The sequence below is a fragment of the Novosphingobium sp. BL-S-24 genome (assembly GCF_055521575.1).
In genome coordinates, this window is the sequence record NZ_CM145488.1 from 1,458,278 (window position 1) to 1,473,383 (window position 15,106).

General features: G+C 65.5%; 24 protein-coding genes. 17 read left to right on the forward strand and 7 right to left on the reverse strand.

The features are described from left to right. Nucleotide 1 precedes the first annotated feature (1 nt). From ACZ1JM_RS12225 to ACZ1JM_RS12245, 5 genes are read right to left on the reverse strand one after another with little or no spacing between them, the layout of a single operon-like run. On the reverse strand, nt 2-1,144 hold the full coding sequence (locus ACZ1JM_RS12225) for a GNAT family N-acetyltransferase (protein WP_465132670.1): 1,143 nt from the start codon (nt 1,142-1,144) through the stop codon (nt 2-4). Continuing rightward, entirely contained in the window at nt 1,141-1,926 is a 786-nt protein-coding gene (locus ACZ1JM_RS12230) for a glycerophosphodiester phosphodiesterase family protein (protein ID WP_465132671.1), read from the reverse strand. Before ACZ1JM_RS12230 ends, ACZ1JM_RS12225 begins: the two co-directional genes overlap by 4 nt. Beyond that, the gene (locus ACZ1JM_RS12235; RefSeq protein WP_465132672.1) at nt 1,898-2,362 is read right to left on the reverse strand and encodes a RidA family protein; all 465 of its coding nucleotides are present in this window, start codon (nt 2,360-2,362) and stop codon (nt 1,898-1,900) included. The genes ACZ1JM_RS12230 and ACZ1JM_RS12235 overlap by 29 nt, the downstream gene beginning before the upstream one ends. Next, nucleotides 2,355-2,996 (reverse strand): HAD family hydrolase, encoded by a 642-nt coding sequence (locus tag ACZ1JM_RS12240; RefSeq protein WP_465132673.1) that lies wholly within the window; start codon nt 2,994-2,996, stop codon nt 2,355-2,357. Before ACZ1JM_RS12240 ends, ACZ1JM_RS12235 begins: the two co-directional genes overlap by 8 nt. Further along, nucleotides 2,993-3,283 carry a DUF3572 domain-containing protein gene (locus ACZ1JM_RS12245; RefSeq protein WP_465132674.1) on the reverse strand — a complete coding sequence of 97 codons (291 nt, stop codon included), beginning with the start codon at nt 3,281-3,283 and terminating at the stop codon, nt 2,993-2,995. Before ACZ1JM_RS12245 ends, ACZ1JM_RS12240 begins: the two co-directional genes overlap by 4 nt. Before the next feature lie 70 nt (nt 3,284-3,353). Between ACZ1JM_RS12245 and ACZ1JM_RS12250 the strand changes: the two genes are divergently transcribed. From ACZ1JM_RS12250 to spt, 3 genes are all read left to right on the forward strand, one after another. Continuing rightward, nucleotides 3,354-3,716 carry a response regulator gene (locus ACZ1JM_RS12250; protein ID WP_465132675.1) on the forward strand — a complete coding sequence of 121 codons (363 nt, stop codon included), beginning with the start codon at nt 3,354-3,356 and terminating at the stop codon, nt 3,714-3,716. A 133-nt stretch (nt 3,717-3,849) separates the two neighbouring features. Then, entirely contained in the window at nt 3,850-4,089 is a 240-nt protein-coding gene (locus ACZ1JM_RS12255; protein ID WP_465132676.1) for an acyl carrier protein, read from the forward strand. 4 nt (nt 4,090-4,093) lie between these two features. After that, the gene (gene spt / locus ACZ1JM_RS12260; protein WP_465132677.1) at nt 4,094-5,347 is read left to right on the forward strand and encodes a serine palmitoyltransferase; all 1,254 of its coding nucleotides are present in this window, start codon (nt 4,094-4,096) and stop codon (nt 5,345-5,347) included. Nucleotides 5,348-5,408: 61 nt separating this feature from the next. On the opposite strand, the gene ACZ1JM_RS12265 is transcribed toward spt, so the two are convergent. Next, nucleotides 5,409-5,963: an NADPH-dependent FMN reductase gene (locus ACZ1JM_RS12265; RefSeq protein ID WP_465132678.1), complete on the reverse strand. Its 555-nt coding sequence runs from the start codon at nt 5,961-5,963 to the stop codon at nt 5,409-5,411. A gap of 71 nt (nt 5,964-6,034) precedes the next feature. Between ACZ1JM_RS12265 and ACZ1JM_RS12270 the strand changes: the two genes are divergently transcribed. Beyond that, on the forward strand, nt 6,035-6,406 hold the full coding sequence (locus tag ACZ1JM_RS12270) for a hypothetical protein (protein WP_465132679.1): 372 nt from the start codon (nt 6,035-6,037) through the stop codon (nt 6,404-6,406). A 39-nt stretch (nt 6,407-6,445) separates the two neighbouring features. Here the strand turns inward: ACZ1JM_RS12270 and ACZ1JM_RS12275 are convergent, their stop codons facing one another. Then, nucleotides 6,446-7,084: a YqaA family protein gene (locus ACZ1JM_RS12275; RefSeq protein WP_465132680.1), complete on the reverse strand. Its 639-nt coding sequence runs from the start codon at nt 7,082-7,084 to the stop codon at nt 6,446-6,448. Nucleotides 7,085-7,271: 187 nt separating this feature from the next. On the opposite strand from ACZ1JM_RS12275, the gene ACZ1JM_RS12280 reads away from it, so the two are divergent. The 13 genes from ACZ1JM_RS12280 to ACZ1JM_RS12340 all read left to right on the forward strand — a co-directional run bounded on the left by ACZ1JM_RS12280 (nt 7,272) and on the right by ACZ1JM_RS12340 (nt 15,098). After that, complete coding sequence (locus ACZ1JM_RS12280) at nt 7,272-7,781, forward strand: hypothetical protein (protein WP_465132681.1); 510 nt, start codon at nt 7,272-7,274, stop codon at nt 7,779-7,781. After that, nucleotides 7,774-9,108 (forward strand): DNA-packaging protein, encoded by a 1,335-nt coding sequence (locus tag ACZ1JM_RS12285; protein WP_465132682.1) that lies wholly within the window; start codon nt 7,774-7,776, stop codon nt 9,106-9,108. Before ACZ1JM_RS12280 ends, ACZ1JM_RS12285 begins: the two co-directional genes overlap by 8 nt. A gap of 36 nt (nt 9,109-9,144) precedes the next feature. Then, nucleotides 9,145-10,308, forward strand: a complete 1,164-nt coding sequence (locus ACZ1JM_RS12290; RefSeq protein WP_465132683.1) for a phage portal protein — start codon at nt 9,145-9,147, stop codon at nt 10,306-10,308. Continuing rightward, entirely contained in the window at nt 10,305-10,613 is a 309-nt protein-coding gene (locus ACZ1JM_RS12295) for a DUF6127 family protein (RefSeq protein ID WP_465132684.1), read from the forward strand. The genes ACZ1JM_RS12290 and ACZ1JM_RS12295 overlap by 4 nt, the downstream gene beginning before the upstream one ends. Then, nucleotides 10,610-11,017 carry an HK97 family phage prohead protease gene (locus tag ACZ1JM_RS12300; protein WP_465132685.1) on the forward strand — a complete coding sequence of 136 codons (408 nt, stop codon included), beginning with the start codon at nt 10,610-10,612 and terminating at the stop codon, nt 11,015-11,017. Before ACZ1JM_RS12295 ends, ACZ1JM_RS12300 begins: the two co-directional genes overlap by 4 nt. Nucleotides 11,018-11,277: 260 nt before the next feature. Continuing rightward, nucleotides 11,278-12,414, forward strand: coding sequence for a phage major capsid protein (locus ACZ1JM_RS12305; RefSeq protein ID WP_465132686.1), 1,137 nt, complete (start codon nt 11,278-11,280; stop codon nt 12,412-12,414). Nucleotides 12,415-12,499: 85 nt separating this feature from the next. Next, the gene (locus ACZ1JM_RS12310) at nt 12,500-13,048 is read left to right on the forward strand and encodes a head-tail connector protein (protein ID WP_465132687.1); all 549 of its coding nucleotides are present in this window, start codon (nt 12,500-12,502) and stop codon (nt 13,046-13,048) included. Further along, nucleotides 13,045-13,209 carry a hypothetical protein gene (locus tag ACZ1JM_RS12315; protein WP_465132688.1) on the forward strand — a complete coding sequence of 55 codons (165 nt, stop codon included), beginning with the start codon at nt 13,045-13,047 and terminating at the stop codon, nt 13,207-13,209. The genes ACZ1JM_RS12310 and ACZ1JM_RS12315 overlap by 4 nt, the downstream gene beginning before the upstream one ends. 3 nt (nt 13,210-13,212) lie before the next feature. Then, on the forward strand, nt 13,213-13,602 hold the full coding sequence (locus tag ACZ1JM_RS12320) for a DUF3168 domain-containing protein (protein WP_465132689.1): 390 nt from the start codon (nt 13,213-13,215) through the stop codon (nt 13,600-13,602). Nucleotides 13,603-13,629: 27 nt separating this feature from the next. Continuing rightward, the gene (locus ACZ1JM_RS12325; RefSeq protein WP_465132690.1) at nt 13,630-14,037 is read left to right on the forward strand and encodes a phage major tail protein, TP901-1 family; all 408 of its coding nucleotides are present in this window, start codon (nt 13,630-13,632) and stop codon (nt 14,035-14,037) included. After that, nucleotides 14,034-14,345, forward strand: coding sequence for a gene transfer agent family protein (locus ACZ1JM_RS12330; protein WP_465132691.1), 312 nt, complete (start codon nt 14,034-14,036; stop codon nt 14,343-14,345). Before ACZ1JM_RS12325 ends, ACZ1JM_RS12330 begins: the two co-directional genes overlap by 4 nt. Further along, a complete protein-coding gene (locus tag ACZ1JM_RS12335; protein WP_465132692.1) occupies nt 14,342-14,542 on the forward strand; it encodes a phage tail assembly chaperone in 201 nt (66 codons plus the stop codon). The genes ACZ1JM_RS12330 and ACZ1JM_RS12335 overlap by 4 nt, the downstream gene beginning before the upstream one ends. Beyond that, entirely contained in the window at nt 14,532-15,098 is a 567-nt protein-coding gene (locus ACZ1JM_RS12340; protein WP_465132693.1) for a tail tape measure protein, read from the forward strand. Before ACZ1JM_RS12335 ends, ACZ1JM_RS12340 begins: the two co-directional genes overlap by 11 nt. Nucleotides 15,099-15,106 lie beyond the last annotated feature (8 nt).

Sequence of the window (15,106 nt, forward strand, 5' to 3'; positions counted from 1 at the left end):
TTCAGCCCTCGCCCTTGCGGAAGGGCGAGCGTCCGCCGAGCCAGATCTGGTCTTGCGCAGTGCCGGCCCGTTCCTGGCGCAAATAGTCGGCGATGGCATCCCGGAAGGAATCATTCACGATGTAGTGGGCAGACACGGTGCGCACCGGTTCATAGCCCCGTGCCAGCTTGTGTCCGCCTTGCGCCCCCGCCTCTACGCGCTGCAGGCCGAAGCGGATCGCCGCATCGATCGCCTGATAATAGCATAGCTCGAAGTGCAGGAACGGCTTGTCCACCCTCGCGCCCCAGTACCGGCCGTAGAGCGCTTCGCCGCCTATGAAATTAAGCGCCCCTGCGATCGGTTCGCCGTCTTCGAACGCGAGGACGAGAAGGATACGGTCGGCCATCGTCTGGCCCAGCAAGCTGAACGCTGCGCGGGTCAGGTAGGGACGACCCCACTTGCGAGCGCCGGTATCCTGATAGAATTCCCAGAACGCATCCCAGTGCGCCTCTGTGATGTCCGACCCGCTCAAGCTGCGGATTTCGACGCCTTCCTGTGCCTTGGCGCGTTCCTTGCGCAAGTCCTTGCGTTTGCGCGACGATAACGCGCCGAGGAAATCATCAAAGCTGGCATATCCGCGATTTTCCCAGTGGAACTGGATATCCTCTCGCATCAACCAGCCAGCCGCCTCGAACGCTGGCACTTGTGCCGGTTCGATGAAGGTGGCGTGAGCAGATGACAGGTCATTGTCCCGGCACAGGGTCTCCGCGGCGCGGATCAGCGGCAGCGCCAGTTCGGGGTGGGGTGTCAACAGGCGTGGGCCAGTCGCCGGCGTAAACGGAGCGGCGATCTGGAGCTTGGGATAATAAGACCCGCCCGCCCGGTGCCAGGCATCGGCCCAGGCATGATCGAACACATATTCGCCCTGTGAATGCTGCTTGAGGTACGCGGGCAGCGCCGCAGCAAGTTTGCCGTCCGGCCCGTCGATGACGATCGGTACCGGGGTCCAGCCGCTTCTGCCGCCGACGCTATTCGACCGCTCCATCGCCGCGAGAAAGGCGTGGGAGACGAAGGGATTTGCGCCGCCCGTCAGCGCATCCCATTGATCTTCGGGTGCTTCGTCCACCCCGCCAAGGATGCGTGCGGTGAAAGTGCCATCGCTCACGATTGCGCGCTGCTCCCGCCTCTGACCTCGAAAATCGGCGCGTCTGCATACGCGTCGGCGCGTTCTTCGTCCTCAGGGTCGCGGACCGTCCAGGTCGCCACCGGCAGTCCACGTCTGCGCTGCGCGGCGGCGAACCGACTAGGTAAGTCGCGCACGTCATAGGCCAGGAAATCGGGCCGCCCATGCCACAAGGAAAGATGGCGGCGGATCATGCCCGACAGTGCACCATGCTCGCGTTCGGTCATCACCACCCCTCGAACGGTGTGGGGCGAATGACGCCAGTACCACCGCGACACACGCGGGTCGAAACTCATCACCGCGTGCGGCCCGGTGTAGCCTTCGAGCACCCGGCGGACCGCCAGGCAGCGCGCCGCGATCTGCGTCTTGCGATCGGACTTCACCTCGATCAGCACCGGCACCCGGCCTGCCACCTGATCCAGCACCTGCCGGAGCGAGGGTATCGTCTCACTGCTTCCGGTCAGCGTGATCGCGCCGAGTTGAGCGGCGCTATGCCGAACCACCGGACCAAATTCGGTGGTGAGCCTGTCCAAAGCATCATCGTGAAACACTACAGGATGACCATCGCCAGCGCGCTGAACATCCAGCTCGATGCCGTATCCTTGGGTCACCGCCTTGCCGAAAGCGGCGCGCGAATTTTCGGGGACACCGCCCCCGTGCAGCCCGCGATGGGCAAAATCCCACTCGCCGATCCACGCGACCTTGCGTGGATCGGGAGCGGGCGAAATCCAGTTATCAAGCAGGCCGAACGGCAACGATGGCATCCACTTCGACAGCGGCGCCCAGTGGCAGGACGGGAACGCCAACCGCGCTGCGGGCATGCTTTCCGGCGTCGCCAAATACCGCGACCATCAATTCCGACGCGCCATTGGCGACTTTCGGCTGATCGGTAAAATCGCCGGCGGAATTGATGAACACGCCCAGCTTCACGATTCGCTCGATGCGGTCGAGCGAACCGAGCGCCGCCTTCAACTGCGCCAGAACCATGACTGCGCAAGCTTGAGCCGCTTCGGTGCCCGCCTCGATCGAGACGTCTTCGCCCAGCCGGCCAGTCACCAGCTTGCCCTCTACAAACGGAAGCTGCCCCGATACATGGGCAAGCCCCCCGGCGACCACTACCGGTACGTAGGCCGCGACCGGCGCGGCGGCTTGGGGCAGGGTCAGGCCAAGTTCGGCCAGGCGGGCGTCGATATCACTCATGAACTTTTTCCTCCTCGCGGGTCAGGCTGTCCAGCAGCCATGGAAGCGCGCCCGCCCAATCGTCGATGCGTGCGTGCGCATGGCCGAGTTGAAGAGCACACTTGATGTTGGCCGCTATTTGCGGCTCGCCGCACAGATGCAGGCGGCGCACGGTTGGCGCAACCTCGAAAACGGAGCCGTGATGCTGGGACAGGTCATCAATGAAAACGGCGCGCGACGGTTGGTATTCGTCAAGAATCGCCTGCAGCGCCGGGCCCTTCGGACCCTGATTGGTGAACACCCGCAAGTTCATCCCGTGCGCTGCCAGTTGCGCCTCGCGCGCCTCGCGGCGAAAGTCCATCAAGTTGGTCAGGACCACGACATCGGCATGCTCGCGAATGGCCGCGATGGACTCCACCGCGCCATCGATGGGGGTCTGACGGTCCATCTGGGTATCGAAGAACCGGTTGAGCAGCGCCCACATTTCCTCCTGTTCCAGCGGTGTCTCGCTGCCGACGCGGCGCATCGAACGGAAAAACTCACCGCCCGCCAGATCGAACTGAACGCCCTCGTCCTCGGCCAGCCAGTCCCGGAAGTGCTTGATCATGTGCAATAGCACTTCATCACAGTCGGTAATCAACAGCGGTTTGTTCATGCATTCAGCCTTTCCCGCGCACCGGCGAGCACTTGCGGAGCGACGCCGAGCGCCTCGGCCGCACCGATCAGGTCCGGCTCGTGCGAACACAGGAAATCGAGCACGGCGGTCAGAGTTGCAGGCTCGCCAAGGGAAGCGCGAAGTTCTTCAGGGGTCAGTCCCGTCAACGACAGGAACCGGTCTGCGCGCGAATCTTCGCCCAGAACCCAGCCAAGGGCATTGAGGGCCAGTGCCTGCGGATCGGAAGCGGATGGGGATGGCGTCTCTCGAAGAATTGTCAGCCTCACTCTCGTGGAATAGACGGGACACAAGAACCCATTCGGGTTTCTTCCCACCAGATGGTGATCAGGGCGTCGAATGGCAAAGCGAATCCTCGTTGTCGAGGACAACGATCTTAACCGAAAGCTCTTTTGCGATGTGCTCCGGAGCCAGGGGTACGTCGTGGAACCGTGTGCCGACGGGCTGGACGCGCTGGAACGGGCGCGCCAGTTCGTGCCCAACCTGGTGATCATGGACATTCAGCTTCCCAACGTCTCCGGGCTGGACTTGATAGAAGCGGCCAAAAAGGACCCGGTGCTGCGCACGATCCCGATCCTTGCCGTCACCGCCTATGCCGGAAAAGGCGACGAGGAACGTATTCGCGAAGGCGGGGCGGAAGGGTATCTGGCCAAGCCGGTTTCCATCGGCCCGTTCATGCAGGCCGTGCGGGCGCTGGTGTAAACAGGCGCCAACGCCCCTCCCCCGTGTCTTCGCGTCGCAAATCGGCTACAGACTGCTTGACATGATACCCCTGCGCCGCTTTTGCGCCGCAATTCCCGGCCACAGCGCCGACCGACTTATTCGGAGACAATCCATGGACCGCGAACAGACCTCGGCCCGCATCGCTGCCCTGATCGAACCTTTCAACAAGAAGGGCGTCGCCATCACCGATGAGACCCGGTTTACCGACGATCTGGAGTTTGACAGCCTGACGGTGATGGATTTCGTCGCCGCCATCGAGGACGAATTCGACATCATCATTTCGATGAACGCCCAGGCCGAGATCGAGAATTACGGCCAGCTTGTCGACGCCGTGGTCAAGCTGCAGGGCTGAACCGATGACCGAAGCCGTAAGCCAGCCCGACCAGCCGCAGACCATGGAGGGGGGAAACAGCGATCTGTTCAGCAAGTTCGACCCGCTGATCCAGATGCGCACCGACCTGCTTTCCACCGGTGTGACCGACCCGTTCAGCATGGTGATGGAAAAGGTCATCTCTCCGACCGTGGCGATGTGCAACGGGCGGGAGACGATCCTTCTGGGCACCTATAACTACATGGGCATGACGTTCGACCCGGACGTGATCGAAGCCGGCAAGAAAGCGCTGGAAAACTTCGGTTCGGGCACCACCGGCAGCCGGGTGCTCAACGGAACCTACGCTGGCCACCGCGAAGTCGAACAGGCGCTGTGTGAATTTTATGCCATGGATCATGCCATGGTGTTCTCCACCGGCTATCAGGCGAACCTGGGGATCATCTCCACCATCGCCGGCAAAGGCGACTACATCGTCCTCGACATCGACAGCCATGCGTCCATCTGGGACGGCTGCAAGATGGGCGACGCCGAGGTCGTGCCGTTCAAGCACAATGACATCGAAGCGATGGAAAAGCGCCTCCGCCGTATTCCCGAAGGTGCGGGCAAGCTGGTGATCTTGGAAGGCGTCTACTCCATGATGGGCGATATCGCCCCGCTCAAGGAAATGATCGCCGTCGCCAAGAAATACGGCGCGATGGTCCTGGTGGACGAAGCGCATTCGATGGGCTTCATCGGACCCAATGGGCGCGGCGTAGCGGAGGACCAGGGCTGTCTGGACGATGTCGACTTCGTGATCGGCACGTTCTCCAAATCGGTCGGCACCGTGGGCGGCTTTTGCGTTTCCAACCATCCCAAGTTCGAGATCATGCGCCTGGTCTGCCGTCCCTACGTGTTCACCGCCAGCCTGCCGCCGAGCGTGGTCGCCACGGCCGCCACGTCGATCCGCAAGCTGATGACGGCGGGCGACAAGCGCGCGCACCTTTGGGAAAATTCCCGCACGCTGCACAAGGGGCTGCGCGATGCCGGTTTCCAGCTTGGCACCGAAACCCCGCAAAGCGCGATCATATCGGTCATCATGCCGGATCTGGAACGGGGCGCGGGGATGTGGGAAGCGTTGCTGCACGAAGGGCTGTACGTGAACCTTGCCCGCCCACCCGCAACGCCGGCGAACATGACGCTGCTGCGCTGTTCGCTGTGCGCCGAACATTCCGCCGAGCAGGTCCAGCAGATCATCGGTATGTTTACGCGTGCCGGCAACGCCGTAGGTATTCTCGGCTGATCGCCATACCGCGCTGACAAAAAACAACGCCGCGCTTTCGGCGCGGCGTTGTTTCTTTCTATCACTCGCCGGTAGAGTGGACCGCTACGTAATTCAGGTAGGCCTTGAGCCAGCCATTGACGAAATCAGCGGACGCTTCGCCGATCGTTCCATCCTGCGTGATCAGGCCATCCTTCCACTGGATGAACGCCTCGGGCGCGCCGAGCGTCGGCATGTCGAGATAGGCAAGCACATTGCGCAAGTGCTGCTGCGCCAGCGCCGTACCCGCCGCACCGATGGATACGCCGATCACACCGGCTGGCTTCCCCGCCCACGCGCTTTGGCCATAGGGCCGCGAGGCATGGTCGATGGCGTTCTTGAGGACGCCGGGCATGGAGCGATTGTATTCCGGGGTAACGAAAATGACGCCGTCCGAAGCGGCAATCTGTCCCTTCAGCGCCGTGACGCTTTCAGCCGGGCTATCGTCATGATCCTGGTTATAGAGCGGCAACGAACCGATATCGGCGAACGTGAACTGATGGCCCTGCGCGGCGGGCAACTTGGTCAGCGCCTGGGCGAATGTGCGATTGAAGGATTCGGCGCGAATGCTGCCGACGACGATCACGATGTTGGACATGACGAGACTTTCCCCTCGGAACAAGATGAGGACCTGACCGGCCCGGATGCATCTTACGAGGAATGAATGTCATGCCGAAGGGTTGCGCACTTTTGCACGAACCGTTTGCTGGCCGCGATCGAACGGAACGGCGGCGAGCAAGCCCAATTCGGCCAGCCCTTTATGTCACGCCGATGACGGCGCGATCAGTGGCCGTACGTCTTGATACCGCGTCGGCGCAGCTGCCGTCGCTTATGCCGACGCCACGCAATTGCCGACCACGTCGAAACCCCAATGAACGAAACGCCAATAAGCAAATAGGCGATCATTTCCTGCTCGATATTCAAAGTCGCCCCTTCCGTTGCTGGCTTGATGTTAACGGAAAACCGAAATCGGGGTCAATGATTTGCATCGCCGCATCGGATGCGTCTGCGGCGATCAGGGTTAATTTCGGCACGGATTGATGCCGCTTTGGACCTAATTTCAACGATGTGGAGTAAATTTCAGACCGCGTTTGCCGCCACGGCGGAGGCGCATTTTTCGCTCGTCTGTTTGCTGCCGCCGCCCAGCAGCGTCACCGCCAGGAACCCGGCCAGCACCAGCACCACGAAGGCGGCGGTCACTTTGCCCAAGTGCTTGTCGATCACTGCCTTGATCGGCGCGCCGAACATGCGGAACAGAACGCCCACGATCATGAAGCTGATCGAGCGGGACACCACGGAGGCGGCGATGAACACGCCTAGGTTCATGCCGATGAACCCGGCGGTGATGGTCAGCAGCTTAAAGGGGATCGGCGTCGCCCCCTTCACGATGATGATTTCCGCGCCATAGTCCCGCAAGTAGCAGGCCGCCTTGGGGAAACTGTCGGCCAGGCCCAGCGCCCGCAGCATCGCCTCGCCGAACGCGGCATAGGCGAAGTGGCCGATCGCATAGCCGAGCAGACCGCCGACCACCGATGCCAGCGTTGCGATCACAGCGAATCGGATCGCCCGCTTCGGTTCGGCAAGGCACATCAGCCCCAGCATCGGGTGCGGCGGGACGGGGAAGAAACTGGCTTCCATGAAAGCAAAAGCGGCCAGCCAGCGCTCTGCATGGCGGTGAGCGGCCTTGGCCATGGTCCAGTCGTAAAGGCGACGAAGCATCAATTACCCCCAAGGCCTCCAGGCCCGATCGCCGCCTGCTTAGTGGCGTGGTCCAATCCCGACAAGCATGAAGCACCATTGCATTTTAACCGTATGGGTTATTTCTCTTGACTTCTCAAAGTCGTTTTGGTACAAATCAAGAACAAGGCGATCACCGCCCCTTCCCATCACTCACAGGATCGCACTCATGGCCAGGCCCAAGAAGGCTCTGCTAGGCCCTGCGCCCAGCAAACGCCGGATCAAGATCAGCGCCAAGCTCGCGGCGACGGAGGCCAAGTCCAACCGTCACTGGCGCGCCGCATTTCTGGCGGCGCTGGCAGAGACATCCAACGTCACCGCCGCCTGCGCCGCGGCCGGGGTCCATCCCAGCCGCCCTTACAAGGTGCGCCGCGCCGAACCGGACTTTGCCCGCCAGTGGCGCACGGCGCTTCTCGAAGGATACGAAAACCTTGAGATGGAGGTTCTCCAGCGCTTGCGCTTCGGCGAACCGAAAGAGGCCGCCGTCAAGTTCGACAACGCCACCGCGCTGCGCCTGCTGGGCCTGCATCGCGAAACCGTGGCCCGCGAGCGCGCCCGGCGCGAGGATGACGATCTGGAACTGGTGCGCGCCGCGATCCAGCGCAAGCTGGAGCAGCTGCGCCTGCACGTCGCAGCCCGTCAGGACGCCGAAGCGGCAAAGGCGATCGAGCATGGCTGAAGACGATCCCCTCCGATGGATGGCCTGCGTAGGCGATCGCGACGTGGACATGTTCATGACCACGCTGAACGAAGACGAGCGCCGCGAATTTCCGTGGGACTGGCGCTTTCTGGCCCGCCCTTCCCAAATCGCCCCTGAAGGCGACTGGCGAGTGTGGCTGGTGATGGCGGGGCGCGGCTTTGGCAAGACGCGGTGCGGCGCCGAATGGGTCCATGCCATCGCTCGCGCCCATCCGGACGCGCGCATCGCGCTGGTCGCCGCCAATCTGGTGGAGGCACGCTCGATCATGGTGGAGGGCGAGAGCGGCCTGCTCTCCGTCGGCAACCCTGATCGCCGCCCGAGCTTCGAGCCGTCCCTGCGGCGAGTGACCTGGCGGAACGGCGCGCAGGCGGTGCTCTACTCCGCCGCCGAGCCGGAATCGCTGCGCGGCCCGCAGCACAGCCACGCCTGGTGTGACGAGATCGCCAAGTGGGACAACGCCGCGATGCGCGCCACCTCCAGCTGGGACAATCTGATGATGGGCCTGCGCCTGGGCAAGCACCCGCGCATCGTCGCCACCACCACCCCGCGCAGCGTGCCGCTGGTGATGCGGCTGGTTTCGCAAGGCCCCGAGGGTGAGAACGAAGTGGTCATCACCCGGGGCAACACCTTCGACAATGCCGCGAACCTGCCCGAGCAGTTCCTCGACACCATGCGCCGCAGTTTTGGTGGATCGCTGCTGGGGCGGCAGGAGATCGACGGAGAGCTGATCGCCGAGATCGAAGGCGCGCTGTGGACACGCGCGCTGCTGGAAGCCTGCCGTGCGGACGGGACGATAGAGATGACCCGCGTGGTCGTCGGCGTTGATCCTCCGGCTTCGGCGGGAGGCGATGCCTGCGGGATCATCGTCGCTGGACTGGCCCCGGACGGCAGCGCCCAGGTGATGGCCGATGCCTCGATCGAAAAGGCCGGGCCGGAACGCTGGGCGCGGGCAGTGGCCCGGGCGGCAGAGACCTGGAACGCCGATCGCGTGATCGCCGAAGCCAACCAGGGAGGCGAGATGGTCGCCTCGGTGCTGCGCGCCGCCGAACTGTCGCTGCCGCTGCGGCTGGTCCATGCCTCGCGCGGGAAAGTGGCGCGGGCCGAGCCGGTCGCCGCGCTCTACGAAGCGGGCCGCGTCCGCCACGCCGGGACCTTTCCCCGACTGGAGGACGAGCTTTGCGGCCTGATCGCAGGGGGGTCGTACCAAGGCCCCGGCCGCTCACCCGACCGTGCCGACGCTCTGGTCTGGGCCTTGAGCGACCTGATGCTGAACAAGTCCCCCGTCCCGCGCGTGCGGATGGCCTGATCCCATACCGCATTTCCCTATCCCGAAAGGAACCCCATGTCCTTCATCGACACCCTCGTCGCCGCGTTCAAGGGTGGTAGCCCGCGCATTCCGCTGGCACGCGGCGCGGCATCGCCGTGGTTCTTCGCCGACAGCAATCCCGCCCGCGCCTGCTTCGAATACAATGGCGCGGTGCGGCGGGCCTACCTGGAAAATCCCGTCGCCCAGCGTGCCGTAAGGCTGGTGGCCGAAGGGATCGGCGGCGCACCGCTGAAGCCCACCGACCCCGCGCTTTGTGCCCTCGTCACCGATACGACGGCGGGCCAGTCGCTGCTGGAAACGCTGGCGGCGCACCTGCTGCTGCACGGCAATGCCTATGTGCAGGTGATCAAGGATGCGCGCGGCCGCCCGGTTGAGATGTTTGCGCTGCGGCCCGAGAGGGTGAGCGTGGTGGCCGGTGACGACGGCTGGCCCACCGCCTTCGCCTACGATGTGGCGGGGCGGCGACTGTCGATCCCGCTGCTGGACGAGGATGCCTTTCGCAACATCATCCACATCCGACACTTTCACCCCAGTGACGATCACTACGGCGCTGGCTGCCTCACCGCCGCCGACGAGGCGATCGCGACGCACAACGCCGCCGCCGTCTGGAACCGCCAGTTGCTGGAAAACGCGGCGCGGCCGTCCGGCGCGCTGGTCTATTCCGGGGACGACGGGGCGGGGCTGACGACCGAGCAGTTCGACCGGTTGAAGGCCGAACTCACTGCCGCCTATTCCGGCATGGCGAATGCCGGGCGGCCGATGCTGCTGGAGGGCGGGCTTAGCTGGCAGGCCATGGCGATGACCCCGGCGGACATGGATTTCGCGACCCTGAAAGCCGCCGCCGCGCGCGACATCGCGCTGGCGTTCGGGGTGCCACCGATGCTGCTGGGCCTGCCGGGCGACGCTACTTATAACAACTATCGCGAAGCCAACCGTGCGCTTTGGCGGCTGACTCTGCTGCCGCTGGCCTCCAAGCTTCTGGCCGCGATCGCCGAGGGACTGTCGCCGTGGTTTCCCGACGCCGCGCTTGCCATCGATCTCGACCGCGTGCCCGCCCTCGCCGACGATCGCGAGAAGCTGTGGGCACAAGTCAGCGCCGCCGATTTCCTGAACGACGACGAGAAACGCGCCCTCCTCGGCCTCCCCGAGCGGGCGGGAAAACAGGAGAACAAATCATGAACTCCAATGACATGCTAGCCGGATTGGTGGCCCAGGCATCGTCGCATGGCGGCGACCTCGTCACCCTGCGGGCCATTGTCGAGGAAGCGAGCGAACTTGGCGCGCGCCGCATGCTGGAACGCATCGGCCTGGACGACGAGACTGCGCCGCAAGACGTGGGCGAGCTGCGCGAGCTGCTGCAGGCGTGGCGCGATGCCAAGTCCAGCGCGCGGCGCACGGTGATGGCCTGGGTCATGCGCGGCGTGTTCGCCCTCATATTGCTCGGCCTTACGGTACGGCTGGGCGCGACGGACCTGCTGCGATGACAGGGCCGAAAACCCTGCGCTTCGCCGGTTACGCCGCCTTGTTCGGCCGGGCCGACGCCGGGCGCGACACCATCCGCCGGGGCGCGTTCGCCCGCACGCTTGCCGAACGCAGCGATCCGTTGCCCCTGTTCTGGCAGCACCGCGCCGACGTGCGGGTGGGCTGGGTGGAAACCGTGGCCGAGGATGCCCGCGGCCTGCGCGTGGTCGCCATGCTAGACATTCCGGACGGGGCGGCGGGTCTGGCTCTGCAGCGCGGCACGGTAACCGGCCTGTCGTTCGGCTACCGCACCCGGGCGAGCCGCCGCCTTTTGTCGGGCCGCGAATTGCTCGACGTGGATCTGTTCGAAGTCAGCCTCGTCACGCATCCGATGCAGTCTGATGCTCGGGTTCATCTGATCGCCTGAGTTTCACGCGGAAGCGCGGAGACGCGGAGAAGGATGTTCGCGCAAAGGCGCGAAGGCCCAAGGATGTCGCGCCGCGCCGCAGGCTATCTCTCCGCATCCTCACGTCAGCCGCACCTTCGAATGGGAAGGCGGCTTGGCCGCAAACGCTACACCTTAGCGCCTTTGCGCCTTTGCGCGCCCCCCTCCCCTTTTCTTCCTACGCGTCTCCGCGCCTCCGCGTGACCCACCCTTCCCAAGCCCAACCGAAAGGCCCCCGAAAAATGGAATCCACTCAACCCGTCGAAGCCCTCGACGCCTCCTTCGATCTGGTCGCCCGCCAGGACGCCACCGATGCCGCCGTCGAGGCACTTCGCGGCGATGTCGATGATGTGAAAGCCCGGCTGGACCGCGTATCCCGCGCCGCCGCCCGCCCGCTGATCGAAGGGTCGGCCCCCGCCAGCCTTGAAGTCAAAAGCTTCGTCCAGGGCTATCTGCGCTCCGGCCGCGAGACCGAACTGAAGTCGCTATCGGGCGCGGTGGCGGCGGATGGCGGCTATGCCGTCCCGCGCGAGATTGATGCGCTGATCTCCGCCCGCCTGAAGAACATCAGCCCGATCCGCTCCATCGCGCAAGTCGTTCAGACCGGCAGCGCCGGGTATCGCAAGCTCGTCACCACCGGCGGCACCGCGTCCGGCTGGGTCAGCGAAACCGCCGCCCGCCCCGAAACCGCGACGCCCGCCTTTGCCGAGATCGCCCCGCCGTCGGGCGAACTCTACGCCAATCCGGCAGCGAGCCAGGCGATGCTCGACGATGCCGCGTTCGATATCCAGTCCTGGCTGGCGGACGAGATCGCGATGGAATTCGCCCGCGCTGAAGGGGCCGCCTTCGTCCTTGGCACCGGCACCAACCAGCCGCGCGGCTTCCTCAACACGCCGTCCACCACCGCGAATGACGCCACCCGCCCGTTCGGCACGTTGCAGCACCTCGTCTCCGGTAACGCTACCGGGTTCGACACGTCGCCCGAACTGAAGCTGATCGATCTGGTGCACTCGTTGAAAGCCGGGCACCGCCAGGGGGCGAGCTGGGTGATGAACTCGAAGACGCTGGCGCAAGTTCGCAAGCTGAAGGCGGCAGACGGTTCGTTCCTGTGGCAGCCGGGCCTGATGGAAGGCCAGCCCAACCGCCTGCTCGGCTATCCCGTGGTCGAGGCCGAGGACATGCCCGATATCGGCGCGGGCGCCCTGCCGATCGCCTTCGGCAATTTCCGCGCCGGCTATCTGATCGCCGAACGCTCGGCCACCTCGATCCTGCGCGATCCGTTCACCAACAAGCCGTTCGTCCACTTCTACGCGACCAAGCGGATCGGCGGGCAGGTCCTCGATTCCGACGCCATCAAGCTGCTGCGTATCTCGACCTGACGGGTCGAGGCCCGCGCCGCTGCCCCCTCCCGGCGGCGCGGGCACTTTTGCCGACTTTGCCCCCCATTCCTGATTGGAGACACCCATGAACCGGGTCATCCTTACCCCGGCTGCGTTGCCGCCTTCGGCGCTGGCCGAGCTGAAACAATGGCTCGGCATCACGATCGGCGGCGACGATGCGGTGCTGGCCGCGCTGCTCGCCACTGCGCTCGAAACTTGCGAGGCGTTCATCGGCGTCCTGCCCATCGAGGCCGAATGCGAGGAGATACAAGACTCCAAGGCGTTCTGGCACACGCTGGCGACCCGCCCCGTCCAGGCGATCACCGCGATCGACGGCATTCTGAAGGACGGCACGCGTATCGCGCTCGCCCCCGCCGAATGGGAAGCGGACCTTGCGGCGGACGGCGCGGGCCGCGTCCGGTTGACCGGCATCCAGCCGTACCGGCGCATCGCCGTTCGCTTCACCGCCGGTCTTGCGCCTGATTGGGACACCTTGCCCGAAGCGCTGCGCCGCGGCGTCGTCCGGCTTGCCGCGCATCAGCACCGTGAGCGCGAAAGCGCGGGCGCCGCACCGCTGCCGCCTGCCTCGGTCGCGGCGCTGTGGCGGCCATGGCGGCGGATGCGGCTGGCATGATCAAGGTCGCTGCCCCGCTCGACGGCCTGGTCCACCGGCTGGCCCGCCGCGCCGCCACTCTCGCCGCCGCCCACGTCACCAGCCGGGTCCTTGCCGCCCGATCCGACGAGCGGCGCTGGCGACAGGCCCGCCTGCTCTGGCCGCTTTTCGCGAAAGGATAACCGATGGAAATCCCGTTGCGCGCGGCGCTTGTCGCCTGGCTTTCAGCCGACCCTGCCCTCGCCTTGCGCCTTAACGCCGTGGTCGAGGAAGCGCCGAGCCGCACCACACTGCCCTGGCTCGCCATCGTATCGAGCGCGAGCACGGACTGGAGTTGCAAGACCACGCCGGGGCGCGAAGTGCGCGTGGCGCTGGAACTGCACTGCCGCGGCGACGCACCCGATGCCGCCGCCGGTCTGGTCAGCCTGATCGAAGCGCGGGTGGAGGCCATGCCGCGCGAACAGTCCGGCTTTCGCATCACCACTGTCCAGTTTTTGCGCGCCCGCGCGGAACAGCGCCGGGAAAACCGCCGCGCGGTCCTGCTCGAATATCGCTTTCGGCTTTTGGCCGCCTAATCCGACCCCCTCGACGGAGAACTCCCAATGACAGCCCAGAAAGGCAGCGCCTTCCTTCTGAAAATCGCCGACAACGCCCAGCCCGCCACCTACCGGACCGTCGCTGGCCTGCGCACCACGCAGATGTCGGTCACCGGCGACGCGGTAGTCGTCACCTCCAAGGACAGTGGCGGCTGGCGTGAACTGCTGTCCGGGGCGGGCGTCCGATCGGTATCGGTCAGCGCCGCCGGAATCTTCCTGGGCAGCGATGCCGAAACGCAAGTGCGGGCCAACGCCATGGCCGGGACGCTCGACGACTATGAACTGAGCTTCGAGGATGGCGAGCGACTGCGCGGGCGGTTCCTCGTACAGCGGCTGGACTACGCCGGCGATTTCAATGGCGAGCGTAACTACACCCTGCAGCTGGAAAGCTCCGGCCAGGTGTCCCCGGCATGACCGGCGCCAACCCCCTGCGCGGCGAAGCGCTGCTGACGGTATCGGGGGTGCCCCGCCGCCTGCGCCCCAGCTTCACCGCGCTCGTCGCCGCAGAAGAGGAACTCGGCCCCCTGTTCGCGCTGGTCGAACGTGCCGCGGCGGGCAGCCTGCGCTTGTCCGAAATGGCCGCGCTATTCTGGCACTGCCTTGCCGAGCGTGACGGCCTGACCCGCGAAGCGGTGGGCGATGCGGTGGTCGGCCAGGGCCTGGCCGCTTGCGCTGCGCCGCTCCGCACGTTGCTGGCGCAGCTCCTGAAAGGCACCGCGTGAGCCACACGTTCGGGTCCGCCGCCCTGTCGCTTTGCGGCTTCGCAGCGCGCGCACTCGGGTGGCGGCCTCATGATTTCTGGAGCGCCACTCCCGCCGAACTGGCCGCCGCGATGGGTCTGCTCGGGTGCGGCTCTGCCGATGCAGGCTTTGACCGCGCCGCCCTCGAAAAACTGATGGAGCAAGATCATGGACGATGAAATCGACAGCCTGCTGATCGACGTGCGGGCCAGCACCGATGGCTTCACGCGCGACATCGCCCGGATGCGCGGAGTGGTGGACGGTGATCTGGTGTCCGGCTTCACCCGGGCGGGCGATGCGCTGGAACGGGGCCTTGCAGGCGCGATCCGGCGCGGTGGCCTTGGTTTCGACGACCTGAAACGCACCGCCACCTCTGCCCTGGATGCGATCGCCGGGCAGGCAGCGCGAACGCTCGCCTCGGCCGTCGTGGGCGGCGGCGGGGGAGCAGGCGGCGGCATCGACCTCTCCGGTCTGCTGCTCGGCGCGCTGGGGCTGCCGGGCCGGGCCACGGGCGGCAACGTCTCTCCCGGGCGCGGCTATCTGGTGGGCGAGCGTGGCCCCGAAGTCTTTGTGCCGACCTCCGCCGGGCGGGTGGAAACCGGCACCGCGTCCGGCGCCCGTGACGTGCGGGTGGCGATCAACGTCATCGCGCCGCGCGGGTCCAGCGCTCCGCAATCGCTGCAACGCTCCTCCCGCCAGGTGGCGAGCGCGGTCCGCCGCGCGCTGACGAACTGAAAGGACGC